Source organism: Moorena sp. SIO3I6, from assembly GCF_010672095.1.
The window spans coordinates 1-21,870 of sequence record NZ_JAAHHU010000050.1 but is presented as its reverse complement, the minus strand read 5'-3'; the positions used below and the strand labels follow the sequence as shown (position 1 = coordinate 21,870).

General features: G+C 44.7%; 27 protein-coding genes. 20 read left to right on the top strand and 7 right to left on the bottom strand.

Translation table 11 applies throughout. The annotated features are described in order from the left end of the window. The first annotated feature begins 94 nt into the window (after positions 1-94). A complete protein-coding gene (locus F6K49_RS16345) occupies positions 95-280 on the top strand; it encodes a hypothetical protein (RefSeq protein WP_293098295.1) in 186 nt (61 codons plus the stop codon). On the opposite strand, the gene F6K49_RS16340 is transcribed toward F6K49_RS16345, so the two are convergent. After that, positions 256-2,013 carry a sodium:solute symporter family protein gene (locus F6K49_RS16340; protein ID WP_293098293.1) on the bottom strand — a complete coding sequence of 586 codons (1,758 nt, stop codon included), beginning with the start codon at positions 2,011-2,013 and terminating at the stop codon, positions 256-258. The two genes, F6K49_RS16345 and F6K49_RS16340, sit on opposite strands and share 25 nt — an antisense overlap. Before the next feature lie 36 nt (positions 2,014-2,049). Beyond that, a complete protein-coding gene (locus F6K49_RS16335; RefSeq protein WP_293098291.1) occupies positions 2,050-2,196 on the bottom strand; it encodes a hypothetical protein in 147 nt (48 codons plus the stop codon). 86 nt (positions 2,197-2,282) lie between these two features. Here F6K49_RS16335 and F6K49_RS16330 point away from each other — a divergent pair, with 86 nt between their 5' ends. The 7 genes from F6K49_RS16330 to F6K49_RS16300 all read left to right on the top strand — a co-directional run bounded on the left by F6K49_RS16330 (position 2,283) and on the right by F6K49_RS16300 (position 7,924). Continuing rightward, positions 2,283-2,636: a hypothetical protein gene (locus F6K49_RS16330; protein ID WP_293098289.1), complete on the top strand. Its 354-nt coding sequence runs from the start codon at positions 2,283-2,285 to the stop codon at positions 2,634-2,636. 165 nt (positions 2,637-2,801) lie between these two features. Then, positions 2,802-4,214 carry an ABC transporter substrate-binding protein gene (locus F6K49_RS16325; RefSeq protein ID WP_293098287.1) on the top strand — a complete coding sequence of 471 codons (1,413 nt, stop codon included), beginning with the start codon at positions 2,802-2,804 and terminating at the stop codon, positions 4,212-4,214. After that, positions 4,186-4,329 (top strand): hypothetical protein, encoded by a 144-nt coding sequence (locus F6K49_RS16320; protein WP_293098355.1) that lies wholly within the window; start codon positions 4,186-4,188, stop codon positions 4,327-4,329. Before F6K49_RS16325 ends, F6K49_RS16320 begins: the two co-directional genes overlap by 29 nt. Beyond that, positions 4,281-4,424: a hypothetical protein gene (locus F6K49_RS16315; RefSeq protein ID WP_293098285.1), complete on the top strand. Its 144-nt coding sequence runs from the start codon at positions 4,281-4,283 to the stop codon at positions 4,422-4,424. Before F6K49_RS16320 ends, F6K49_RS16315 begins: the two co-directional genes overlap by 49 nt. Before the next feature lie 84 nt (positions 4,425-4,508). Further along, on the top strand, positions 4,509-5,345 hold the full coding sequence (ntrB, locus tag F6K49_RS16310; RefSeq protein ID WP_293055885.1) for a nitrate ABC transporter permease: 837 nt from the start codon (positions 4,509-4,511) through the stop codon (positions 5,343-5,345). A 251-nt stretch (positions 5,346-5,596) separates the two neighbouring features. Further along, entirely contained in the window at positions 5,597-6,868 is a 1,272-nt protein-coding gene (gene iscB / locus F6K49_RS16305; RefSeq protein WP_293098283.1) for an RNA-guided endonuclease IscB, read from the top strand. A 171-nt stretch (positions 6,869-7,039) separates the two neighbouring features. Continuing rightward, a complete protein-coding gene (locus tag F6K49_RS16300; RefSeq protein ID WP_070391211.1) occupies positions 7,040-7,924 on the top strand; it encodes an ABC transporter ATP-binding protein in 885 nt (294 codons plus the stop codon). 64 nt (positions 7,925-7,988) lie between these two features. Here the strand turns inward: F6K49_RS16300 and F6K49_RS16295 are convergent, their stop codons facing one another. Further along, positions 7,989-8,114 (bottom strand): hypothetical protein, encoded by a 126-nt coding sequence (locus tag F6K49_RS16295; protein ID WP_293098280.1) that lies wholly within the window; start codon positions 8,112-8,114, stop codon positions 7,989-7,991. 8 nt (positions 8,115-8,122) lie between these two features. On the opposite strand from F6K49_RS16295, the gene cynS reads away from it, so the two are divergent. From cynS to F6K49_RS16255, 8 genes are all read left to right on the top strand, one after another. Beyond that, positions 8,123-8,566 (top strand): cyanase, encoded by a 444-nt coding sequence (gene cynS, locus F6K49_RS16290; protein ID WP_293092175.1) that lies wholly within the window; start codon positions 8,123-8,125, stop codon positions 8,564-8,566. Positions 8,567-8,758: 192 nt separating this feature from the next. Then, positions 8,759-9,817, top strand: coding sequence for a hypothetical protein (locus F6K49_RS16285; RefSeq protein ID WP_293098276.1), 1,059 nt, complete (start codon positions 8,759-8,761; stop codon positions 9,815-9,817). A 5-nt stretch (positions 9,818-9,822) separates the two neighbouring features. Next, entirely contained in the window at positions 9,823-10,068 is a 246-nt protein-coding gene (locus F6K49_RS16280) for a hypothetical protein (RefSeq protein WP_293098273.1), read from the top strand. 204 nt (positions 10,069-10,272) lie between these two features. Further along, the gene (locus F6K49_RS16275) at positions 10,273-11,244 is read left to right on the top strand and encodes a GTP-binding protein (RefSeq protein WP_293086171.1); all 972 of its coding nucleotides are present in this window, start codon (positions 10,273-10,275) and stop codon (positions 11,242-11,244) included. 254 nt (positions 11,245-11,498) lie between these two features. Next, entirely contained in the window at positions 11,499-11,642 is a 144-nt protein-coding gene (locus F6K49_RS16270) for a hypothetical protein (protein WP_293098270.1), read from the top strand. A gap of 36 nt (positions 11,643-11,678) precedes the next feature. After that, positions 11,679-12,113, top strand: a complete 435-nt coding sequence (locus tag F6K49_RS16265; protein ID WP_075905743.1) for a nuclear transport factor 2 family protein — start codon at positions 11,679-11,681, stop codon at positions 12,111-12,113. A 73-nt stretch (positions 12,114-12,186) separates the two neighbouring features. Continuing rightward, a complete protein-coding gene (locus F6K49_RS16260) occupies positions 12,187-12,309 on the top strand; it encodes a hypothetical protein (RefSeq protein WP_293046172.1) in 123 nt (40 codons plus the stop codon). A gap of 139 nt (positions 12,310-12,448) precedes the next feature. After that, positions 12,449-13,348 (top strand): Rpn family recombination-promoting nuclease/putative transposase, encoded by a 900-nt coding sequence (locus F6K49_RS16255; protein ID WP_293098267.1) that lies wholly within the window; start codon positions 12,449-12,451, stop codon positions 13,346-13,348. Between the two features lie 36 nt (positions 13,349-13,384). On the opposite strand, the gene F6K49_RS16250 is transcribed toward F6K49_RS16255, so the two are convergent. Continuing rightward, positions 13,385-17,041 carry an AAA-like domain-containing protein gene (locus tag F6K49_RS16250; RefSeq protein WP_366514194.1) on the bottom strand — a complete coding sequence of 1,219 codons (3,657 nt, stop codon included), beginning with the start codon at positions 17,039-17,041 and terminating at the stop codon, positions 13,385-13,387. Between the two features lie 89 nt (positions 17,042-17,130). On the opposite strand from F6K49_RS16250, the gene F6K49_RS16245 reads away from it, so the two are divergent. After that, positions 17,131-17,256, top strand: coding sequence for a hypothetical protein (locus F6K49_RS16245; protein ID WP_293098264.1), 126 nt, complete (start codon positions 17,131-17,133; stop codon positions 17,254-17,256). Here F6K49_RS16245 and F6K49_RS16240 read toward each other — a convergent pair. Next, positions 17,217-18,512 carry an AAA-like domain-containing protein gene (locus F6K49_RS16240; RefSeq protein WP_293098261.1) on the bottom strand — a complete coding sequence of 432 codons (1,296 nt, stop codon included), beginning with the start codon at positions 18,510-18,512 and terminating at the stop codon, positions 17,217-17,219. The genes F6K49_RS16245 and F6K49_RS16240 overlap by 40 nt on opposite strands. Positions 18,513-18,919: 407 nt before the next feature. Continuing rightward, a complete protein-coding gene (locus F6K49_RS16235) occupies positions 18,920-19,153 on the bottom strand; it encodes a hypothetical protein (protein ID WP_293098258.1) in 234 nt (77 codons plus the stop codon). 1,398 nt (positions 19,154-20,551) lie between these two features. Here F6K49_RS16235 and F6K49_RS16230 point away from each other — a divergent pair. After that, positions 20,552-20,824 carry a hypothetical protein gene (locus F6K49_RS16230; protein ID WP_293071534.1) on the top strand — a complete coding sequence of 91 codons (273 nt, stop codon included), beginning with the start codon at positions 20,552-20,554 and terminating at the stop codon, positions 20,822-20,824. 67 nt (positions 20,825-20,891) lie between these two features. Here the strand turns inward: F6K49_RS16230 and lexA are convergent, their stop codons facing one another. Next, positions 20,892-21,524, bottom strand: coding sequence for a transcriptional repressor LexA (gene lexA, locus F6K49_RS16225; RefSeq protein WP_293071535.1), 633 nt, complete (start codon positions 21,522-21,524; stop codon positions 20,892-20,894). 49 nt (positions 21,525-21,573) lie between these two features. Here lexA and F6K49_RS16220 point away from each other — a divergent pair, with 49 nt between their 5' ends. Together F6K49_RS16220 and F6K49_RS16215 are read left to right on the top strand one after the other, a co-directional pair. Then, positions 21,574-21,714 (top strand): hypothetical protein, encoded by a 141-nt coding sequence (locus tag F6K49_RS16220; RefSeq protein WP_293098254.1) that lies wholly within the window; start codon positions 21,574-21,576, stop codon positions 21,712-21,714. Beyond that, on the top strand, positions 21,686-21,870 hold a 185-nt coding region (locus F6K49_RS16215; protein ID WP_293098251.1), incomplete at its 3' end, for a hypothetical protein. The genes F6K49_RS16220 and F6K49_RS16215, both read left to right, overlap by 29 nt.

Here is a 21,870-nt window from a genome sequence, read left to right as displayed (position 1 = left end):
AGGGAGTAGGGAGTAGGGAATCGGGAATCGGGAATCGGGATAAGAAAATTGACTTTACCTGATAATTATGACAACCGCTTTAATAGTATAGTCGTTGCAATTACCTATCTCCACACTCCCCACACTTCCCTATCTTTCCCACACTTCCCACACTCCCCCCTCTCCCCACACTCCCCTCTCTTCCCCGATTCCCGATTCCCGATTCCCGATTCCCGATTCCCGATTCCCGATTCCCGATTCCCTGTTCCCTGTTCCCTACTCCCTACTCCCTTTAATCTGACGCAGCCACATCCATCCTAGAACGGCTATTACCAGAGAAACCCAACCGGTCAAGGGCTTTAGCAACAAAAATCCTCCAATGGCTAACATTGCTCCAAACATTAGCAATATCGATGCTAGCACCCGTTTTAGATCGTGTTCCAAATCCTGGATTGGGGCTAAACCGGTGCGAAGCTGCTGACGTTTCCAGCCAGGCCCGGCTGGACGCACCCGTCGATAAAATTCATCTAAGGTGGTATCAGATTCTGGTGGCGTGAGTAACATCACCACTATCCACAAAACACCAGTAATTCCAGCAGTTACCAGCAGACGCCAACCAAAGTCAGGAATCTGAATAACTGGCACGACACTGGTACCAAACCCGACTACAAAACCAGCAACCATGGCGGTTAGTTCCGCAGCAGCATTAATCCGCCACCAGAACCAACGTAACATTAACACTAATCCCGGTCCGGTACCAATGGCAATTACTAACCGGAACACGGTGGCAACGTCTGTGGCAAAGAAGGCGGCAATTGCTCCTAAAACCGTGACCAGCACTGAAGCAATCCGCCCCACTAAGACCAGTTCTGATTCTGTGGCTTGGGGATGCACAAAGCGCAAATAGAGGTCATTAGTAAGATAAGAGGCTCCCCAGTTAATGGAGGTAGAAACAGTACTCATAAATGCGGCAATCAGGGAGGTTACCACTATCCCCAGCATCCCTCGTGGCAAAAAGTCTAGCATCAGTTTGGGATACCCCAATTCCCGGTCTGCCAAATCTGGATAGATTACCATTGCGGCTAGGGCAACTAATATCCAGGGCCAGGTCCGGATTACATAGTGAAAGATATTGAATAGCCAAGCCGCTTTCTCGGCATCTGCTTCATTTTTAGATGCGGCCAGGCGCTGGACAAATTCACCACCCCCATCACTGCGACGCCATGCCCACCATTGCAGGAACACATAGGCAGAGAATGTGCTAGCACTGATCCCAGCGGTTTCACTCCAACTAATCCCTCCAGAACCAACTGTGAGGGGAAAAAAGGCGAGTACATCCTGTTGGGTGACTTGTTGCACTTTTGGGATTAGTTGATGAATACCACCGACATGGTTAATGGCAACTACAGCAACTATGATTGCTCCGAGTAGGGCAAAAAAGAATTGGAAGAAATCCGTAGCTACTACGCCCCACAGTCCAGCAAAGCCAGCGTAGACTAAGACTAGAACACTTACTCCCAATACACTCCAGAGTTTTACACTACTGGCTTCGGGCGCAATACCAAGGCTTTGCCAAATTTCTAGAGCACCTACCACTTTCACCATGGCTAGCATGGCATAGCCAATGGCAATACAGTTGATTGGTACAGCAAACAGAAAGGCTTTGGTTCCCCGTAATAGGGCAGCGATGGAGCCACCATAACGGATTTCGGTGAGTTCGGCATCAGTCACAATTTCTGACCGTCGCCACATCCGGGCAAAGATGTAAATCATGATCAGATGGGATATGCCAAAACTCCACCATTCCCAGTTGCCCGCAATGCCTCGATTGCCAACTACCCCGGCAATGTAGAGGGGGGTATCAATAGAAAAAGTAGTGGCAGCCATACTGGTACCTGCTAACCACCACGGGAGCGATCGCCCCGAAACAAAGAAATCCACAAGACTGCCGGAAGCCTTGCGAGAGAGGTATAGTCCTAACCCTAGGGACAAGACTAAGTAAACTAGGACAATCAGCCAATCAACGAGTTGCATAAATTCCGGTTGCTGCTCACGGATTGAGATATCATATCAGATTCGGATTGGGGGCGGGTCGGGAATCGGGAATCGGGAATCGGGAATCGGGAATCGGGAATCGGGAGTCGGGAATCGGGAATCGGGAATCGGGAATCGGGAAAAGAAGGTTCTAAAATAGCACAGGATTTTCGGTAGATGCAAAAAAAATCGAGGCTTATGTACTTTTAGCTACAAAAGACTTGGAAGCATCAGCCCTAACCTAACTACATCAACATATATATGTAGTTATGGTAATTTCATCAGTTACAGAGGCAACGGGAAAATGGGGTAACCTCGATTCCCAAAGAGGTAATCTGAGTGAATTAGATCTATGGTGTATGATTTGTGGTGGCGTCCACATGACTGCTGAACACTGGAAATTTATGGCAGAAGATATGCCTAACGATCCAGTGGATATGATCGAAGACCTCACAAAAATGGGAGTTTATAAACCCGATACGTTTAAGATGGCAGATGCGGTTAATGCTGCTGATATTAGAAAGGCACTGCTAGTGACATACTCCCACACTGACTCGTTGAGTTCAGTGTGGGCTTCTTGCCAACTCCACCCAACGGTTCGGATACTCGGCAAGCTTTATTAACGACACGGGATGCCCCTCCGCGCCGGAACAATACAATAAGTTCTATTTTTAAGGAACGTTTGTGGCTGACAAACCAGCATTTTCGGCTTTGTTTATCAGTAAATATATTATAGCAATTTTATAATACCCTGTGCAAAATTAATCCCACACCTATGCTACGCATATTTGTGTGGGGCTTCTTTTGCCGGACAGCTAAAAGTAGCTGGTAAAGGGGACCCGAAGAGGGAGCAATTAGTTTTAGAGCTAGCTAAACAAGCTGGTGGTATCGAAAATGCTTTTGCCGCTGCCTTTGGTCCTAAAGCTGGAGAATTTTTCGGGGATGTAAGGCATTACAATAGTTTCAGCCGCCGCCGCTTCTTGAAAAATTTAGCAGTAGGTGCTGCATTAGTTACCCTAGCCAACTGTACCTCTAAACAGCAAACTCAGGATTTAAAGACCGGGGAGAATCAACCACCACCAAATGTAGACAGTCTGGAAAAAACAGACCTTAAAATTGGGTTTATCCCGATCACATGTGCCACTCCTATTATTATGTCTGAACCTTTAGGGTTCTACTCCAAGTATGGTTTTAATGCCAAAGTAGTAAAAATGCCTAGCTGGGGTGCGGTTAGGGATTCTGCGATCGCAGGAGAACTGGATGCTTATCATATGCTAGCCCCCATGCCTATTGCCATGACGTTGGGTTTAGGTTCCGCCACCTTTGGAGTTAAACTAGCCAGTATCGAGAACATTAACGGTCAAGCCATTACTGTAGCTAACAAATACAAAGGTAAAATTAACGGTCCCGCCGATTTCAAAGGCTTCACCATCGGTGTACCTTTTCCTTACTCCATGCACAACCTCTTAATGCGTTACTACTTGGCCACTGGCGGAGTTGATCCTGATAAAGATGTCAAAATTCGCCCTGTTCCTCCACCAGATAGTATTGCTCAGTTGGTTGCAGGGGATATCGATGCTTACTTGATGCCCGATCCCTTTAACCAAAGGGCTGTCTATGAAGACGCTGGATTTATCCACAAACTTACCAAGGAGTTATGGCCAGGACACCCTTGTTGTGCCTTTGCCGCCAGCGATGCTTGGATTGAGGAAAACCCCAACACTTTCCGCTCCCTCAATAAAGCAATTATCGAAGCTGCAGGTTATGCCCGTAACCCAGCCAATCGTCCAGAAATTGCCAAAGCCATCTCCGAAAGAGCCTTTTTGAACCAGCCGGTGGAAGTGGTGGAAGCTGTACTAACAGGTAACTTTGAAGATGGTCAAGGTAACACCAAAGCTGTACCAGACAGAATTGATTTTGATCCCTATCCTTGGCAGAGCTTTGCGAATTGGATTTCTTCTCAGTTAGTGCGTTGGGATTTGCAAGGAGATGGAAAAGTCAAATCAGCTATCACCTCTGAAAAGTATGATGAAGTGGGTAAAGAAATTTTTCTTACAGATTTAGCTAGGGAATTGGCTCAGGAAGTGGGACAAACTCCACCTACAGAAATTTACCGTACAGAAACCTTGGAATTTGACACTTTTGATCCAGCTAAACCCCAAGAGTATGTGGATGAACAAATTAAAAAATACGGTTTTTAAAGGTAAGCATTTAGCCGTCAGCTATCAGCCGTCAGCCGTCAGCCGTCAGCCGTCAGCCGTCAGCCGTTGGCCGTTGGCCACGCTACGCGAACAGCTTATTTTATTCAAAAGCTGATAGCTGATATAGCAATCCTAAATCAATTGAGAGAATGTTTGTTCCCTGTTCCCTACTCCCTGTTCCCTGTTCCCTTTGCTATAGCTGATAGCTGATAGCACCTCAAGTAGCGTGCGCGTAGCGCTTAAGCTGACGAAGTCTACCTCACCAAGCTCTTTGCAGATAAAAGCAATTACAACATGACATCAATACCCAAAAACGTAACTCACAAAAAACAACAACTCACAATCTTTGAAAATGAAAACTTCAGAGCTCTGTTGCTATTTATCCTTTCCCTAGGCATATTTTTACTGTTTTGGGAATTAGGAGCAAAGATGAAGATTTTTGCTAAGGGTATGCCCACGGCTTCCCTAACCATTAAGGAATTATGGTATTGGGTAACCCATCCATTTTATGACAATGGACCTAATGATTTGGGTATTGGTTGGAATTTGTTAATTAGCCTGCGGAGAGTAGCGATTGGCTACACGTTAGCGTCAATCATTGCTGTGCCTTTGGGAATCTTGGTAGGTATTTCCAAAATTGCCTTTAAAGCCTTTAACCCCTACTTCCAGCTTCTTAAACCGGTTTCTCCCCTGGCTTGGTTACCTTTGGGGCTGTATATATTCCGGAACTCAGAGATGACAGGGATTTTCATTATTACCATTGCTAGTATTTGGCCAACCCTAACTAACACGGCTTTTGGTGTGGCCAATGTTAACCCAGATTACCTTGATGTTTCTAAAATTCTGGGCGCTTCTAAATGGCGTACGATTTTTAAGGTGATTATTCCCGCTGCCCTACCTAACATCATATCTGGTTTGAGAATTAGTATGGGGATTTCTTGGTTGGTGATTGTGGCAGCAGAAATGCTATTGGGTACGGGTTTAGGTTACTTCATTTGGAATGAGTGGAATAACCTTTACATACCCAATATTCTCGTGGCCATTTTTATTATTGGGATTGTGGGTATTGTCCTTGATCAAATATTTGCCTATTTTGAAAAACTGGTTTCTTTCGGTAAAAACTCCTCGTAAACAACTCACCGCTAACTCACCCACGAGTATAGCGGGAGCTTTCCAGCTCAAAGTTTACCAGTCTAAGTTTTCAAAAAACTACGTTATTTCTAAGTGTTTAAGTTCCTACCTGGGGATGCGTAGCTAGTCCCCAGCTCTAGAACCTAATTATTAAACAGGTGTAATTGAGTTAAGCCAGTGTAATTAGGAAAGTACCGAGAAATAACTTTGACGAAGCTAACTTTACCCTAGCAATAGGAGAAAACACAATTATGCGTGTATTTGTACTTAACAAAAAGGGACAACCATTAGATCCATGTAAACCAGCGAGGGCTATAATTTTACTCTCGACAGGGAAGGCAAAGGTCTATCGTCGTTACCCATTTACTATAATTTTGACGGAGGAAATAAAGGAACCAGTAACTCACGAGCATCAACTCAAAATAGACCCTGGCGCAAAAACAAGCGGTTTAGCTATTGTCCAAGGACAGCGAGTAATTTGGGGAGCAGAACTTACCCATAGGGGCTTTAAAATACGGGAGGCTTTAACCTCTCGCAGGCAATTAAGGAGTAGTAGACGGAATCGTAAGACTCGATACCGCAAGCCCAGGTTTCTTAATAGAACTAGACCAAAAGGTTGGCTAGCTCCTAGCCTGATGTCTAGAGTTAAAAACATTTTAACTTGGGTTAAGAAGCTGATTCGATTGTGTCCTGTTATAGGCATATCTCAAGAGTTGGTAAGATTCGACACCCAGAAGTTGCAAAATCCTGAGATATCTGGAGTCGAGTATCAGCAGGGTACACTTTACGGTTACGAACTTCGGGAATATTTGCTTGAAAAATGGAATCGTAAATGTGCTTATTGTGGGACAACAGGTACTCAGTTAGAAATTGAGCATATCAAACCAAAGTCTAAAGGCGGTTCCGATCGGGTTTCTAATTTAGCTATAGCATGTCACCCATGTAATCAGGCTAAATCCAGCCAAGACATTGAGCTTTTCTTGTCTAAGAAACCTAGCATCTTGAAACGCATACTCAATCAAGCTAAACGCCCCTTGGCTGATGCGGCTTCTGTTAATGTAACTCGTTGGAAGTTGTACCACAACCTAAAGTCAACCGGGTTGCCTGTTGAAGTAAGCAGCGGCGGATTAACTAAGTTCAATCGATGTCGTCAAAACCTTCCAAAAACTCATTGGTTAGATGCGGCCAATGTTGGAAAAGTTGAAACATTGATTGTTGAAGTAACCCATCCTTTACTGATTGCCGCCAAAGGTCATGGAACTCGTCAGCTTTGTCGAACCAACAAGTATGGATTTCCCATCCGTCACTGTTCAAGAACTAAAATTCACAGAGGTTTCCAAACAGGCGATATTGTACGAGCCGTGGTGACTAAAGGAAAGAAGGTCGGTACTTACGTTGGGCGAGTAGCCACTCGAAAATCAGGATATTTCAACATCTCAACTAAATCAGGGCTGGTACAAGGAATCAGTCACAAATATTGCAAATTTATTCACAGGAAGGATGGTTATGCCTATACAAATTAAATTTTGTCCTCCCTTTCCTATAGACGAAACCTTAGGAGATTGGAGCCTTATTACAACAGACTTAAACTTTAACTCACAGACTACCAACCACAAAGGCTCCAATCTCCTTACGGTAACTTCAAACACCGCTAAATCAAAGATTATAGCGGGAGTCTCCAGGGAGGCGGACAGATGAGTACTTCTTTTTCTTCCAAGGGCCGTAAGGTCATTAGTGACAATGACAGTGACGCTCAAATTTCATTACGTCATATTTCAAAAACGTTCCCCGGTAAGCATGGTTGGTTTGATAAAATCACTGGCCAATCTTCTGCAGACTTTGTCGCTATCGAAGATATCAATTTAGATATTGAGCACAACACGTTTGTGTCGATTATTGGCCCGTCTGGTTGTGGTAAGTCCACCTTGCTGAATATTATCGCGGGTTTGAGTTCCGCCACTAGTGGCGAAGTGATTATCAATGGGCAACTTGTGACTCAACCAGGACCTGACCGGGGTATGGTTTTTCAAAACTATGCCCTTATGCCTTGGATGACTGTGGAAGGTAATATTAGGTTTGCGGTGGAAACTGTCTATCCTAAAATTTCTGCGAGGGAGCAAAAACGGGTTATTAAGGAAAATATCCAACTAGTGGGTTTAACCGGAGCAGAGAACAAACATCCTCACGAACTATCTGGGGGTATGCGACAACGAGTAGGTATTGCGAGAGCTTTAGCTATTAATCCCCAAATTTTGTTAATGGATGAACCTTTTGGTGCGTTAGATGCTCTGACTAGGGGCTTTTTACAGGATGAAATCGAGCGCATTTGGGAGCAGCAGCGTAAAACTGCCATTATGATTACCCATAGCATTGATGAAGCCCTGTTGTTATCCGACCGGATTGTCATGATGACCAAAGGCCCTGCGGCGCGCATTGATGAGGTGCTTGAAGTGCCTTTCCCCCGTCCACGCGATCGCACTACGGTTGAGCATCATCCTGCCTATATGGAACTGAAACAGGAAATGGAAAACCATCTATATCGGGAAACTAGAGCGGTAGAAGAAGCGAGAATTCACTAAAAATCCTCCGTTAGTGTAAAGTAAGCATTCAGCCGTCAGCGGTCAGCCGTCAGCTAGTAAGCCTTCAGCCTTTAGCCTTCAGCCGTAGCCCATAAACTGATAGCTGTTCGCGCACTCGTGTGCGTAGCACATAAGCTGATAGCTGAATGCTTACAGTGTAAAATACCAAAGACCAAAAATCAGGAGACATCAATAATTATGGCAATTGCAGAAATTACTAAACAGTTGTTAGCCGCAAAAAAAGAAAAAGGACTCACCTTTGAAGATTTGGAAAAAGTTGTAGGTAGGGATGAAACTTGGGTTGCTTCTGTAATCTATCGTCAAGCTAGCGCAGATATGGAGGAAGCGACCAAACTAGTCACCGCTTTGGGTTTACCAGAATCCGTAGCTGAAGAATTAACTGTGCCACCTCTCAAGGGTTCCCTAGACCCTCAAATTCCTACCGATCCCCTAATTTACCGCTTTTACGAAATTATGCAAGTGTATGGTATGCCTGTTAAAGCGGTGGTCCATGAGAAGTTTGGGGATGGGATTATGAGTGCTATTGATTTTTCCATAGAAGTAGAGAAAGTAGAAGACCCGAAAGGCGATCGCGTACAAATCATTATGTGTGGTAAATTCCTACCCTACAAAAAGTGGTAGCTTAGGATGATTAATGCTGTCGGGGTAAACGTAAATTATCCAGGTGCATTTCAATGCATGGTGTTTGACCCGGTGGTGCGTTACGGGCCGGGCTCTCTCAACCGATGTCAAGAGAGGGAAAATCAAGGGGAGCCCGCCCCTAACGCACCCTACGCTACTAATCTTAATGTGTAGTGCTATACCAGGGAATCAGTGTCAACTAAATCCAAAACCACGAACACACTAAAACAGTTAGATAAACGGCAATTGTCTGAGTACATCACAGCCTTAGTTTGGTCAAACCAAGGTAATTATCTAGCTATTGTTACTGCTGCAGGAGAACTGGCGTTATGGCAACAGGGTAATTTGGAAATTTTGACAGCCAGCAATGACTATACCCTAGACTGTGTGGGCTTTTCCCAAGATGGCAATTATCTAGCCACTGCTGGACAGAAAGGCAAGGTTAGTATCTGGCAATTGGGGGTCAATTCCCCCAAGTTTACGCTAAATACAACCCTGGATCAGGGCAACGCTTGGATTGACTCCCTAGCTTGGCATCCCCAAAAAAATCTATTAGCCTTTGCCGTAAATCGCCAGGTTAAGGTTTGGGATGTTAACCAAGGGCAATTAATGGCAGAGTTAAACTTTGCAGACTCATCAGTTTTCAATATAGCTTGGCATCCCCAGGGTAAATTCCTTGCTGCTAGTGGCCATGGTAGTGTTAAAGTCTGGAACATTGACAACTGGTCAGAGCCACCAGAAATGCTTGAAGTCCCTGGAGCTAGTCTAGACTGTGCTTGGTCATCCCATGGTGACTATCTTGCTTCAGGCAATCTAGACCGCACTATTTCTGTACTTCACTGGGGTAATCCTCCCCCCTGGTTAATGCAGGGATTTCCCGGCAAAGTCAGTAAAGTTGTTTGGTCCAATACTTCTGATCCAGTTTTAGCTGCGTCTTGTCAAGATGCGGTAATTGTGTGGCAGTTTAACAACGAAATCAACAACTGGGAAAATCTTGTGTTACAACATGATCAAGCCATACAAGCAATTACCTTTGCCCCCAATTCATCCCTACTAACTTCCGCTAGTAATGATGGTGGTATTCAACTATGGTCAAAGGCTAAAAAGCTAAACAAAATACTTAGCGGAAAAATAAAATTTTCTTGTTTAGCTTGGAACCCTACTGGAGACTATTTAGCTGCCGGAGGGCAAAATGGTGAAGTAATAATTTGGCAAAATTCTATTTCCAGTTCCAGTCGGGGATTTGGTTAATAACAATGAACTTATTTCAAACCTCTAAGTCTAAAACTAATTCAGCTAAAATTAGGGAAATCAAAAACTGGGTTTATCAGCACTTGGCAATAGATCCGGAAATACCTATTTCGGTTAGTCAGCTACAATGCCATGAACCAGATTGCCCTCCCTTAGAAACCGTGATTGCTATCATGACAACACCTCCGCAACAATACAAGATTCATCAATCCATAGAACAAATTCAAGAACTAGACATCCAAAAACTGTAAGCTATCAGCTATCAGCTATCAGCTATCAGCTATCAGCTAATGCTTCACAGGCTAGAAGCCTGTGCCACGAAAGAGGTTTATTTTAAACTGTTCGCGTAGCGTGAGCTTTTAGCTCACGGCTGACCACTGACGGCTGTTCGCGCAGCGTGCGCGTAGCGCATATGCTTACCAAAAACTTTAGACAACTAATTCATTATACTAGTCATGGTTGCAACTACTGTAAATAACGCTATACCCGTCACGGTTTTAACTGGCTATTTAGGAGCCGGAAAAACTACGTTACTCAACCATATCTTGACCTACGAGCATGGTAAAAAGGTAGCGGTAATTGTTAATGAATTTGGGGAAGTTGGTATTGACAATAAGTTAGTTATCGATGCCGATGAAGAAATCTTTGAAATGAACAACGGTTGTATTTGCTGTACCGTGCGGGGAGATTTAATTAGAATCATCGGTAACTTGATGCGGAGACGGGATAAGTTTGACCATTTAGTGATTGAAACCACTGGGCTTGCTGATCCTGCCCCGGTAATTCAAACCTTTTTTGTGGATGAAGAGATTCAAACCCAGTTAGACCTTGATGCCGTGGTAACGGTAGTTGATGCTAAGCATATTTTAGAGCACTGGGATAGTGATGAAGCCCAGGAACAAATTGCTTTCGCTAATGTGATTTTGCTCAATAAAATTGATTTAGTAGACCCTCAACAACTGGAGGAATTAGAGCAAAAAATCAAAGCCATGAATGGTTTAGTCAAAATTTATCGTACCCAAAACTCAGAAGTTGATATGGATTCAGTGTTAGGGGTGCGGGCTTTTGACCTTAAACAAGCTCTAGACATTGACCCGGACTTATTAGGAGAAGATGCTCATGAACATGATGAATCCGTTTTTTCCTTTGCCATTGTAGAATCAGGAGCAGTAGATTTGGAAAAATTAAACACATGGCTAACGGAATTATTACAGAGCCAAGGGCAAAATATTTTCAGAATGAAAGGTATTCTTAATGTGATGGGAGAAGAGAATCGATTTGTCTTCCAGGGAGTACATATGATTTTTGAGGGTCGTCCCGACCGTGCTTGGAAACCAGAAGAAACCAGAAAAAATGAGTTAGTCTTTATTGGCCGCAATCTTGATGAAAACCAATTTCGTCAAGATTTCCAAGCCTGTCTTGTTTAGAGTTTGTTATAGCGGTTTTCAATTTTGTGAGGTACAGAGTTTCTGGTTTTAGGGAACAGGGAACAGGGAACAGGGAATAGGGAATAGGGAAGAGTAACCCACCCCTAACCCCTCCCAGGAGGGGAAGAGGGAACAGGCCAAAAATTATGTGTACCTCATTAGACTAAAAACCGCTATAATAATTAAGCTAATGCGCTACGCGCACGCTACTTGAGGTGCTATCAGCGTTTTTCATAACTATCAGGTACACAGGATTGTTTTCCCTCTTACCTACTCCCTACTCCCGTCTTGATGCAGTCGCTCATGGGGGAAACCCCCAAGACCGCGCTGCATCGCTACTCCCTACTCCCTACTCCCTGTTCCCTGTTCCCTGTTCCCTGTTCCCTAAAAGCCTATAATTTGTACCTCACCAAATTTAAAACCGCTATCTATCTATGGAAACTAAACCACCCCTACCTCCTTTTACCTTAGAAAGTGCAACCGCTAAGGTTCAAGCTGCTGAAGATGCCTGGAATACCCGCAATCCCGAGAAAGTTGCTCTCGCTTATACCATTGATTCGGAATGGCGCAATCGTGCCGAATTTATTAGTGGTCGAGAAGAAATAATTGCGTTTCTGAAGCGCAAATGGGCAAAAGAATTAGATTATCGCCTGAGAAAACGACTTTGGAGTTTTATGGATAATCGGATTTCAGTTTGCTTTGAATATGAATGGCATGATGATTCTGGGTTTTGGTATCGAGCTTATGGTAATGAAAACTGGGAATTTGCTGAAAATGGTTTAATGAAGAGACGGGAAGCTAGTATTAATGATGTACCGATTAAAGAGTCTGAAAGAAAATTTTTGTGGGAACGGTCTGTAATTTCTTGACAGCCGTAGGGTGTGTTGGGACGGGCTCGCACTGATTTTCTGCCTCGTAGTGTTGGGATAGCCCTTCCGAAAATTGCCACAGGCTGGAAGCCTGTTCCACAAAGTGTTGGAACGCCCTTCCGAAAATTGCCACAGGCTGGAAGCCTGTTCCACGACTGATGCCCGTTCCACCCAACGGTTCAAACAGCAAAGGTGAGATGCACCCCAATAGGCAATAGGGGCAACAGCTGCATAGTTTTTTAGTAAAATCAAAAAGATGCAGCCAATCCAGAAATAGGGAGATAGACGAAATTAAAGCTAATAAAAATACCTTCTTATTGATCTGAATTTTTGCTATGGTTTTCCCCTTGCCAGATAAATATATTGATCTGCTCACGGATTTCGGTTTTAAGCGCGTCTTTGGCACTGAGCCAAATAAGGCACTGTTGATTGATTTCTTGAATACGCTGTTGCCTCCTCACCATCAGATTCAGGATGTCACCATTAAGAATCCCGAGTTCCTGGGTAACACCTTAGTAGACAGAAGAGCAATTTTTGATATTTATTGCCAGAGCACAAGCGGTGAACGCTTCATTGTGGAAATGCAAAAGGCAAAACAAACGTTCTTCAAAGACCGCAGTGTTTACTATGCCACTTTCCCCATCCAAGAACAGGCGCAACAGGGAAATTGGAATTATAAGCTAAGGGCAGTCTACACCGTCGGTATTCTGGATTTTTGTTTTGATGACCATAAGCAGGATTCAGAACTGTTGCATGTGGTAGAGCTAAAAAATCAGCGGTGTGAAGTGTTCTACGATAAGTTGAAATTCATCTATGTGGAACTACCAAAATTTACTAAATCTGTTGATCAACTAGAAACCCATTTTGATAAGTGGTTATTTTTATTGAGGCATCTCGCCAGCTGTAATGCTCCCCCTGAACCGTTGCAAGGGAATGTTTTTGCCCAGCTATTTGAGGTGGCCGAAATTGCCAATTTCTCCTCTGAAGAGCAAGCCCTGTACCAGGATAGTCTGAAGGTGTACCGGGATATGTACAGTGTTAATCAAACCTTGATTCAGGAAGGTCTTGAACAGGGTCTTGAACAAGGTAGACAAGAAGGTCTTGAACAAGGTAGACAAGAAGGTGAACAAGCAGGTATACAAAAGGTTGTTAAACAGATGAAGGCAGCAGGGTTACCCCTGAAGGATATTGCTCAATATACTGGGTTGAGTGTGGATGAAATTGATCAGTTGTGAACGAACCTCTGAACCTCAACGTTGAACCTCTGAACCTCAACGTTGAACCGATTCCCGACTCCCGACTCCCGATTCCCTGTTCCCTATTCCCTCTTCCTGGCATACCCATAACTTCTCTTTAGCTCCAGGATTCCTAACAAAGTAATCTTCCAGCAATTCACAGCCCCTAGCTAGCAGCTCACCTAAACTTTCCACCTTCCAAATTCTGGCAGTGCCGTCTGCTGAAGCAGTGGCCAGGGTCTTTCCATCAGGGCTGAATGCTACACTTAATACCCAGTTCTGATGCCCGGTGAGTACGGCTAATTGATTGCCCTTTTTGTCCCAAATTCTGGCGGTGTTGTCAAATGAAGCAGTGGCCAGCCTCTGTCCATCCGGGCTGAAGGCTACACTTAATACCCTAGACTGATGCCCGGTGAGCACGGCGATTTCATTGCCCTGGTTGTCCCAAATTCTGGCGGTGTTGTCAAATGAAGCCGTGGCCAGCCTCTGTCCATCCGGGCTGAAGGCTACACTAAATACCCTAGACTGATGCCCGGTGAGCACGGCAATTTCATTGCTCTGGTTGTCCCAAATTCTGGCGGTGTTGTCATCTGAAGCCATGGCCAGCCTCTGTCCATCCGGGCTGAAGGCTACACTTGTTACCCTGTCCTGATGCCCGGTGAGCACGGCGATTTCATTGCCCTGGTTGTCCCAAATTCTGGCGGTGTGGTCCGATGAAGCAGTGGCCAGCCTCTGTCCATCCGGGCTGAAGGCTACACTAAATACCCTAGACTGATGCCCGGTGAGCACGGCGATTTCATTGCCCTGGTTGTCCCAAATTCTGGCGGTTTTGTCTGCTGAAGCAGTGGCCAGCCTCTGTCCATCCGGGCTGAAGGCTACACTAAATACCCTAGACTGATGCCCGGTGAGCACGGCGATTTCATTGCCCTGGTTGTCCCAAATTCTGGCGGTGTGGTCCGATGAAGCAGTGGCCAGCCTCTGTCCATCCGGGCTGAAGGCTACACTAAATACCCAGTTCTGATGCCCGGTGAGCACGGCGATTTCATTGCCCTGGTTGTCCCAAATTCTGGCGGTGTGGTCCCATGATGCCGTGGCCAGCCTCTGTCCATCCGGGCTGAAGGCTACACTTAATACCCTAGACTGATGCCCGGTGAGCACGGCGATTTCATTGCCCTGGTTGTCCCAAATTCTGGCGGTGTGGTCCGATGAAGCAGTGGCCAGCCTCTGTCCATCCGGGCTGAAGGCTACACTTAATACCGAGTCCTGATGCCCGGTGAGCACGGCGATTTCATTGCCCTGGTTGTCCCAAATTCTGGCGGTGCCCTCTGCTGAAGCAGTGGCCAGCCTCTGTCCATCCGGGCTGAAGGCTACACTTAATACCCTAGACTGATGCCCGCTGAGCACGGCGATTTCATTGCCCTGGTTGTCCCAAATTCTGGCGGTGCCGTCTGCTGAAGCAGTGGCCAGCCTCTGTCCATCCGGGCTGAAGGCTACACTTAATACCCTAGACTGATGCCCGGTGAGCACGGCGATTTCATTGCCCTGGTTGTCCCAAATTCTGGCAGTGCCGTCTGCTGAAGCAGTGGCCAGCCTCTGTCCATCCGGGCTGAAGGCTACATCCGTTACCCTGTCCTGATGCCCCCTGAGCACGGCGATTTGATTGCCCTGTAAGTCCCAAATTCTGGCGGTGCCGTCTGCTGAAGCAGTGGCCAGCCTCTGTCCATCCGGGCTGAAGGCTACATCCGTTACCCTGTCCTGATGCCCGCTGAGCACGGCGATTTGATTGCCCTGGTTATCCCAAATTCTGGCAGTGCCGTCTGCTGAAGCAGTGGCCAGCCTCTGTCCATCCGGGCTGAAGGCTACACTATCTACCCAGTCCTGATGCCCGGTGAGCACGGCAATTTCATTGCCCTGGTTGTCCCAAATTCTGGCAGTGTTGTCCCCTGAAGCAGTGGCCAGCCTCTGTCCATCCGGGCTGAAGGCTACACTATCTACCCAGTCCTGATGCCCGGTGAGCACAGCCCCTTTTCGAAATTGACTAATACTCTGGTGGAGGACATTTATAGGACTAGTAGCAGGATATTGCTCCAGGGGGCGACCATCTGTTACTATATTGAATAGATCTTGCCCATTCTCCATGGCCTGGTACAAAAGGGTTTCCCCTGTTGTATTGGTGCCGTAGTAAACATTATTATCCGGTAACTGTCGTAAAATACCGAGGGCTTTCCGTTCTAGTCGTGTCAATAATTTGGCTTCTGCTAACAACGCTTCCGCTTCCTGTTTGGCCTTGGCTAATATCTCACTAGCCTCTTTCTCAGCCGCCAAAGCCTTTTGCACTTCTCGCTTATCTAAAACCTGACTAGCTCTTAAGAACTGGGAATCCAAATCGCTTAAGGCTTTTCCCTTCGACCATTGTTCCGCCTGGTCTAATGCTCCCCCCCGCAACAATCGAGACTCATCCTTACACCCAGAATCAAGCCAAGCGGTAAACGCCTCAGAGTAGGGGCGCAGTCTAGCCAATTCTTGATTGACCCAATCGGAATTGAAAACCTCACCATAAATCCGGTTGTTAACCTCCAAACAACCATGGCGCTCAACTACCAGCCCCGATAGCCTTAACTCCGTCTGTTCCTGACTCCCATCAGCAGCTATACACCCGTGATCCAACACTTGCTGATACAAACCCAACAGCATCCCAGCCCGTTGCTCATTCCTGAGAATGCGATCGCGTATAGTCTTCAAATGCTCCTGTTCATCCTGGGCTTCCCAATTGTCAATGATCTGCCTACGCACTATCTGGTCTAGGGAAAGACTATTGCCCGATTCCGAAGTCTCGACCACCAAACGACACACGCGCTGGGTAAGAAACGGTTGTCCCCCCGTCCAGTCTACTATCTCACCTAAGACCTGTTCAGGATTATTAACTTTACCTTCCAAACCCGGAACCAAAGGCTGTTTGGCCTCCTCAAAGGTAAACCCAGTCAACCGAATATCTCGACCAATATTAAACGGAGTCCGCTGTTTATCCTGAATTAAATCTGCGGCAGTTGCCACCCCCAGTAAACAAAACCTTAGACGATTGTAAGCTGGATTTTCGGCTCGTTGATTGTAACAGGCTCTAATTAACGCAAAGAAATCATCTTTAAACTTAACTTTAATAATACTATCAATTTCATCAAGGAAAATAACAATCGGTTGACTTAGTTCGTTTAGGATAACCGACTCAATAAACTCATCTAACCACTGCACTGGCGAGAATATTTCACGCTCTTTTAACCAAGGAATTACCTGGACTTTTCCCTTTAATTCAAAACTCTTGGCAAGACTTCTAATCAAACTGCCATACCACTTCTCGGAGGTTACGTCATTGCCAATCCTGGTAACATCAATAGAGGCACAAGCGACTCCCGCCTTTGTGAGCTTTTCCATGGTTCGCACCCGCAAACTGGACTTACCCATTTGTCGGGAATTGAGCACATAACAAAACTCCCCAGCCATCAATGCCTGAAAAAGCTCGTGATCAGCTTGTCTGGTCACATAAGTGGGTTCATTTTGAGGTAAACTACCTCCAACTTTATAGACTGTTGATTGTTGATTGGTCATTACAGCGGTTTGCAATTCGGTGAGGTACAAATTTCTGGGTTTTAGGGAGCAGGGAGTAGGGAGTAGGGAGCAGTGATAAGAGTGTACCAAGTGTGGGAAGTCTGGGAAGTCTGGGAAGTCTGGCGAGATAGGATAGAGAACAAGTAGTTTTCAATAATTAGGTATAGTTAAAGATAGTTTTGCTCATTGTTATCGTACTTATTGCTATGTTGATAATAATGATATTACCCCTACTCCCTACTCCCTACTCCCTACTCCCTACTCCCTACTCCCTATTCCCTAAAATGCGATCGCTAAAATACTGACGATACAAATTAGATATCAAACTACAATCATTGCCATGGCGTTGCACTAGTCCAATACTTTCTAACTTCCGAGTGATAGTAGCATCCAGGCGCACCGGTTTGGGTGTACTAACTAATTGTTTAACAGCGTCCAGCAATTGGGGATGCTCTTGAATACTAGTTAACAGTAAGTACAGATGACTGCCATAAATTCCGGCTTCTGTGGGGGCTAAAGCCAAAAGAGTATCCAGGGTTTTTTCGGCTGGTTGGTTATTTTTAAGATAATCAAACCCTTGGGACAATAAATCAGGATGTCCCCCCACCATTGCCATCAGTTTCGTTACTGAATCCACAGACAAGGTCAAACCATAACCCTGGGCAAACTCGTTAACCTGCTGATCACTAAACTCTAGTAACTCTATCGGTAATCCTACATTAAACGGCGACTTATTTATATCTAAATCAATGTAAATTTCCGTGGCATGAGCCACCACCAACCGCAGTTTTTTCCAACTATCCTCAAACTTGCCACTCTCATGCCAACTACGGAGCAAGGGCAGAAACCCTTCCGCAATCTCTTGATGCTTAAACACTCGATCAAGGTCATCCAAGCACAACACCAACGGACTTTCTAAAGAGTCTAACAAATACTCTTCAAAGTAGGTGGTGCAGTTGTCTACACTGGTAAATAAACTATCATCCCAATAGGTCTGCAACTGATTGGGCAATTTCAGTTTTTTCCCAACTTGCAAGCAAAACGAGTTTAAAAATATATCTAAGTTAGTGAAAGGGAGCTGATTCATGTTTAAATAAATCTTTTCATAATTCTGTTTTTCCCCATGAGCAATAATCTTATGAATCAGTAAGGTTTTGCCCATCCGTTTCGGCGCTTTAATCCGAATTAACGCTCCCGGTTTGACAATTTCTTGATAACAACGAGCTTCAATGGGTGGGCGGTCAATATATATCTTTTGATTAGCTCTAGCTGGAGACGATGGTAACTCGTACTTTTTTAAAACTTTATCAGCTACTAACTCAGGCTTATGGGTATAAACGATTTCAACTAATTCCCAACGACAATTAGAACGATTAGCTTTAATACCAAAGTCTTTATAGATTTGTTCAATATGCTTTCTTACACTAGATTTATCATAGACGTTTAGCACCTCGTCTTTGATTGCTTCATCTGTCTGGCCACCAACCATAGCCTCCAATACTTTTCGCCTTTTCGAGGGCATGTTCTTATATTTTTCCTCGAAGGCTTCTTTACTAATCATAAGCGATCGCTGCTTGTGCCGTAGGTATTCCTATGGTTATTATAGAGTATTATTTAGTAGTTGAGTAAGATTGAGACAATAGTTTCACAAATTTTGTTTATCCGTGAAAAAATAATCACAAAAATCTTCATAGAGCTTCACCCATGTGAAGTGCCGTGAAGTAACGTGAAGTTTTTTTCCACACTCCACACACTTCCCTACTGCTCTCTGCTCCCTTACATACAAAAAAAATTGGTCAAGTTTTGGTTAACCAATGCTTGACCGAATTCTATTATATAAGCCATTACAAGTATTGCTTAAGTCAGCAACTGATCCAAAACAACAACATCCTAACTCAGTAAACTAACCTCCACAAAACAAATTTTACTCATGGTCGCCAGGGGGTCAAACCCTGGCAAATTACTATCCTAGTCTACGTAAAAATAGCGAATCAAAAAAGTCATAATCTCATCAGGCTTCCCCGTAGGTTCCGGAGTGCTCCACTCGTTGGGATAGGCGTATTTAAGGCCATAAAGGGCAATAATTGTCTTCCAAACTTTTTCAGGAGAACCGATCAAGATCAGCTTGACTTGCTTAGGTTTGCGACCAGGGTTTTCTGGGGTGTTATTGTCATCGGAGTTAGGCGGAATGTTCTTGGTCATGAATCGTGATTCCTCTAAATGGATTATAATATTAATATATTTATAAATTAATATATTGTCAAGGAATTTATAAATTTTTTTTTATTACGAAATATGGATAATGTGGAGAGTAAAATAAATCGTAGGGTGGGCAGTGCTTTCTAGGAATTTTCAAGGTTGTATTCAGTTAAATCGGCACTGCCCACCAACAGAAAATTAATTGTAAAATAGATTAAAATAAATCGTAGGGTGGGCAGTGCTTCCTAGCAATTTTCAAGGTTGTATTCAGTTAAATCGGCACTGCCCACCAACAGAAAATTAATTGTAAAATAGTAAAATAAATCGTAGGGTGGGCAGTGCTTCCTAGCAATTTCAAAGCTTGTATTCAGTTAAATCGGCACTGCCCACCAACAGAAAATTAATTGTAAAATAGTAAAATAAATCGTAGGGTGGGCAGTGCTTCCTAGCAATTTCAAAGCTTGTAGTAAATTAAATCGGCACTGCCCACCAACAGAAAATTAATTGTAAAATAGATTAAAATAAATCGTAGGGTGGGCAGTGCTTCCTAGGAATTTCAAAGCTTGTATTCAGTTAAATCGGCACTGCCCACCAACAGAAAATTAATTGTAAAATAGAGTAAAATTAATCGTAGGGTGGGCAGTGCTTTCTAGGAATTTTCAAGGTTGTATTCAGTTAAATCGGCACTGCCCACCAACAGAAAATTAATTGTAAAATAGAGTAAAATAAATCGTAGGGTGGGCAGTGCTTCCTAGCAATTTTTAAGGTTGTATTCAGTTAAATCGGCACTGCCCACCAACAGAAAATAAATTCCAAAATAGTAAAATAAATCGTAGGGTGGGCAGTGCTTCCTAGCAATTTTTAAGGTTGTATTCAGTTAAATCGGCACTGCCCACCAACAGAAAATTAATTGTAAAATAGTAAAATAAATCGTAGGGTGGGCAGTAATCATACCAATTCCAAAGCTTGTAGTAAATTAAATCGGCACTGCCCACCAACAGAAAATTAATTGTAAAATAGATTAAAATAAATCGTAGGGTGGGCAGTAATCATACCAATTCCAAAGCTTACCATCGCGATTATACTTACTGCCCACCCTACATCAACTATTCATGATGGTGCGTTACGGGGCGGGCTGTTTCAACCAGAAAGAGGCGCAAAATCATGGCTAGCCCGCCCCTAACGCACCCTACGCAACTGTTCCCTGTTCCCTATTCCCTATTCCCTAGTTTCACGATTGTTTGTCAAGCAGTGAAACAATAATTACGGATATATTATTCGAGATTCACCAATAGTAAAGACCGTGAACTAAGTGAACTTTGACCCACAAATCCAGATTATTAATTTTGAGAGCCTATAGTTGGAGATAAGAGCGTTACTGAACTAAAGGCTGAATAAATTATGTCTAAACCAAACAAAGAATATGACCCAGAAACCACCTACTTGAACGAGCGCATTCGTCAAGCCAACCTTTCCTTTAACTTGCTTGTCGGGGCTACAATTCTAAGCGGGATTGTAGGTCTAGCAGGCGCAGGATTATTAATGTCCAAACAGCTATCTGATGGAATAGTTACTACCAGTGTGGGATTAGCATCGAATATTGCTTTTGTTAAGCTAGCTAAGGATGCTAATGACCGGCTAGATGAAGCGATTGAAGATGAGGAGGAAAAGTAATAACTAGTAATTATAGCCGATGGGAATAGGAAACTCTGTTCCCTATTCCCGACAACTGTTGGGAAGTCTAATGTATCGCTGCGGGTGTTAGATGCTGCTCATATCCCCGCCAGACACCAACTAATACTCCTTGAACCTGGACATGTTTTGCCATAATTTCTATGGGGTGGTATTTAGCATTAGAGGGTTTAAGAGTAACTTTATCACCCTTACGATAGAAACGTTTCAAGGTAGTACCATGTCCATCCACCCGTGCCGCTACAATTAGACCATTCTTGATGTCATCGGGATCAGGCACTGGTCGCATAATCACCACATCCCCTTCTGCAATTAGGTCTTCGATCATGCTGTCTCCAGTAACCCGCAGAGCAAAATTACCTGGTTGATAGAAAAAGCCAGATATATCCAACTCCTCAACTGTGTCGGTGAAAGGTTCCACTAGGCCCCCGGCTGCGATCGCTCCTAATACAGGAACTCCCAAATTACAATGCCGCAGCAGCCTAATCGTCCGGGCTTTTCCTTCAGTCCAATCAATATATCCCTTGCTACGCAAATGTTCCAGCCTACTCTGAATCGGTGCTGGTGAGCGCAAGTTCATTGCTCTCATCATTTGCCGGATCGAAGGGGCATGGTGTGAGATGCGAATATAATTAACCAGCCAATCGTAGAGTTCTTGTTGAGCAGATGTGAGGTTTTCCATAAGACTCTTGACAAAAAATGGTCGTTCTTAGTGATTGCTCTATAGAACATTGGTACTATCAACTATTGTCATTTGTCCAGAGTATTGTTCGGGAGTGGAGGGTGGGAAGTGTGGGAAGTGTGGGAAGTGTGGGGAGGGTGGGGAGATGGGGAGATGGGGAGATGGGGAGATGGGGAGTGTGGGGAGATAGGGAGATGGGGAGGGTGGGGAGTGTGGGGAGATGGGGAGTGTGGGAAGTGTGGGGAGATGGGGAGGGTGGGGAGTGTGGGGAGGGTGGGGAGGGGGGGGGGTGGGGGGAGGGGGGGGAGGGGGGGGCGTGTGGGGGTGGGGGAGGGTGGGGGGTGAG

Bases quoted from the DNA above. Each gene is read 5' to 3' on its own strand.
- F6K49_RS16340 (WP_293098293.1), bottom strand. From the start codon at position 2,013: ATGCAACTCGTTGATTGGCTGATTGTCCTAGTTTACTTAGTCTTGTCC.
- F6K49_RS16330 (WP_293098289.1), top strand. From the start codon at position 2,283: ATGGTAATTTCATCAGTTACAGAGGCAACGGGAAAATGGGGTAACCTC.
- F6K49_RS16320 (WP_293098355.1), top strand. From the start codon at position 4,186: ATGAACAAATTAAAAAATACGGTTTTTAAAGGTAAGCATTTAGCCGTC.
- ntrB (WP_293055885.1), top strand. From the start codon at position 4,509: ATGACATCAATACCCAAAAACGTAACTCACAAAAAACAACAACTCACA.
- iscB (WP_293098283.1), top strand. From the start codon at position 5,597: ATGCGTGTATTTGTACTTAACAAAAAGGGACAACCATTAGATCCATGT.
- F6K49_RS16300 (WP_070391211.1), top strand. From the start codon at position 7,040: ATGAGTACTTCTTTTTCTTCCAAGGGCCGTAAGGTCATTAGTGACAAT.
- F6K49_RS16295 (WP_293098280.1), bottom strand. From the start codon at position 8,114: ATGTCTCCTGATTTTTGGTCTTTGGTATTTTACACTGTAAGCATTCAG.
- cynS (WP_293092175.1), top strand. From the start codon at position 8,123: ATGGCAATTGCAGAAATTACTAAACAGTTGTTAGCCGCAAAAAAAGAA.
- F6K49_RS16280 (WP_293098273.1), top strand. From the start codon at position 9,823: ATGAACTTATTTCAAACCTCTAAGTCTAAAACTAATTCAGCTAAAATT.
- F6K49_RS16275 (WP_293086171.1), top strand. From the start codon at position 10,273: ATGGTTGCAACTACTGTAAATAACGCTATACCCGTCACGGTTTTAACT.
- F6K49_RS16265 (WP_075905743.1), top strand. From the start codon at position 11,679: ATGGAAACTAAACCACCCCTACCTCCTTTTACCTTAGAAAGTGCAACC.
- F6K49_RS16255 (WP_293098267.1), top strand. From the start codon at position 12,449: ATGGTTTTCCCCTTGCCAGATAAATATATTGATCTGCTCACGGATTTC.
- F6K49_RS16240 (WP_293098261.1), bottom strand. From the start codon at position 18,512: ATGATTAGTAAAGAAGCCTTCGAGGAAAAATATAAGAACATGCCCTCG.
- F6K49_RS16235 (WP_293098258.1), bottom strand. From the start codon at position 19,153: ATGACCAAGAACATTCCGCCTAACTCCGATGACAATAACACCCCAGAA.
- F6K49_RS16230 (WP_293071534.1), top strand. From the start codon at position 20,552: ATGTCTAAACCAAACAAAGAATATGACCCAGAAACCACCTACTTGAAC.
- lexA (WP_293071535.1), bottom strand. From the start codon at position 21,524: ATGGAAAACCTCACATCTGCTCAACAAGAACTCTACGATTGGCTGGTT.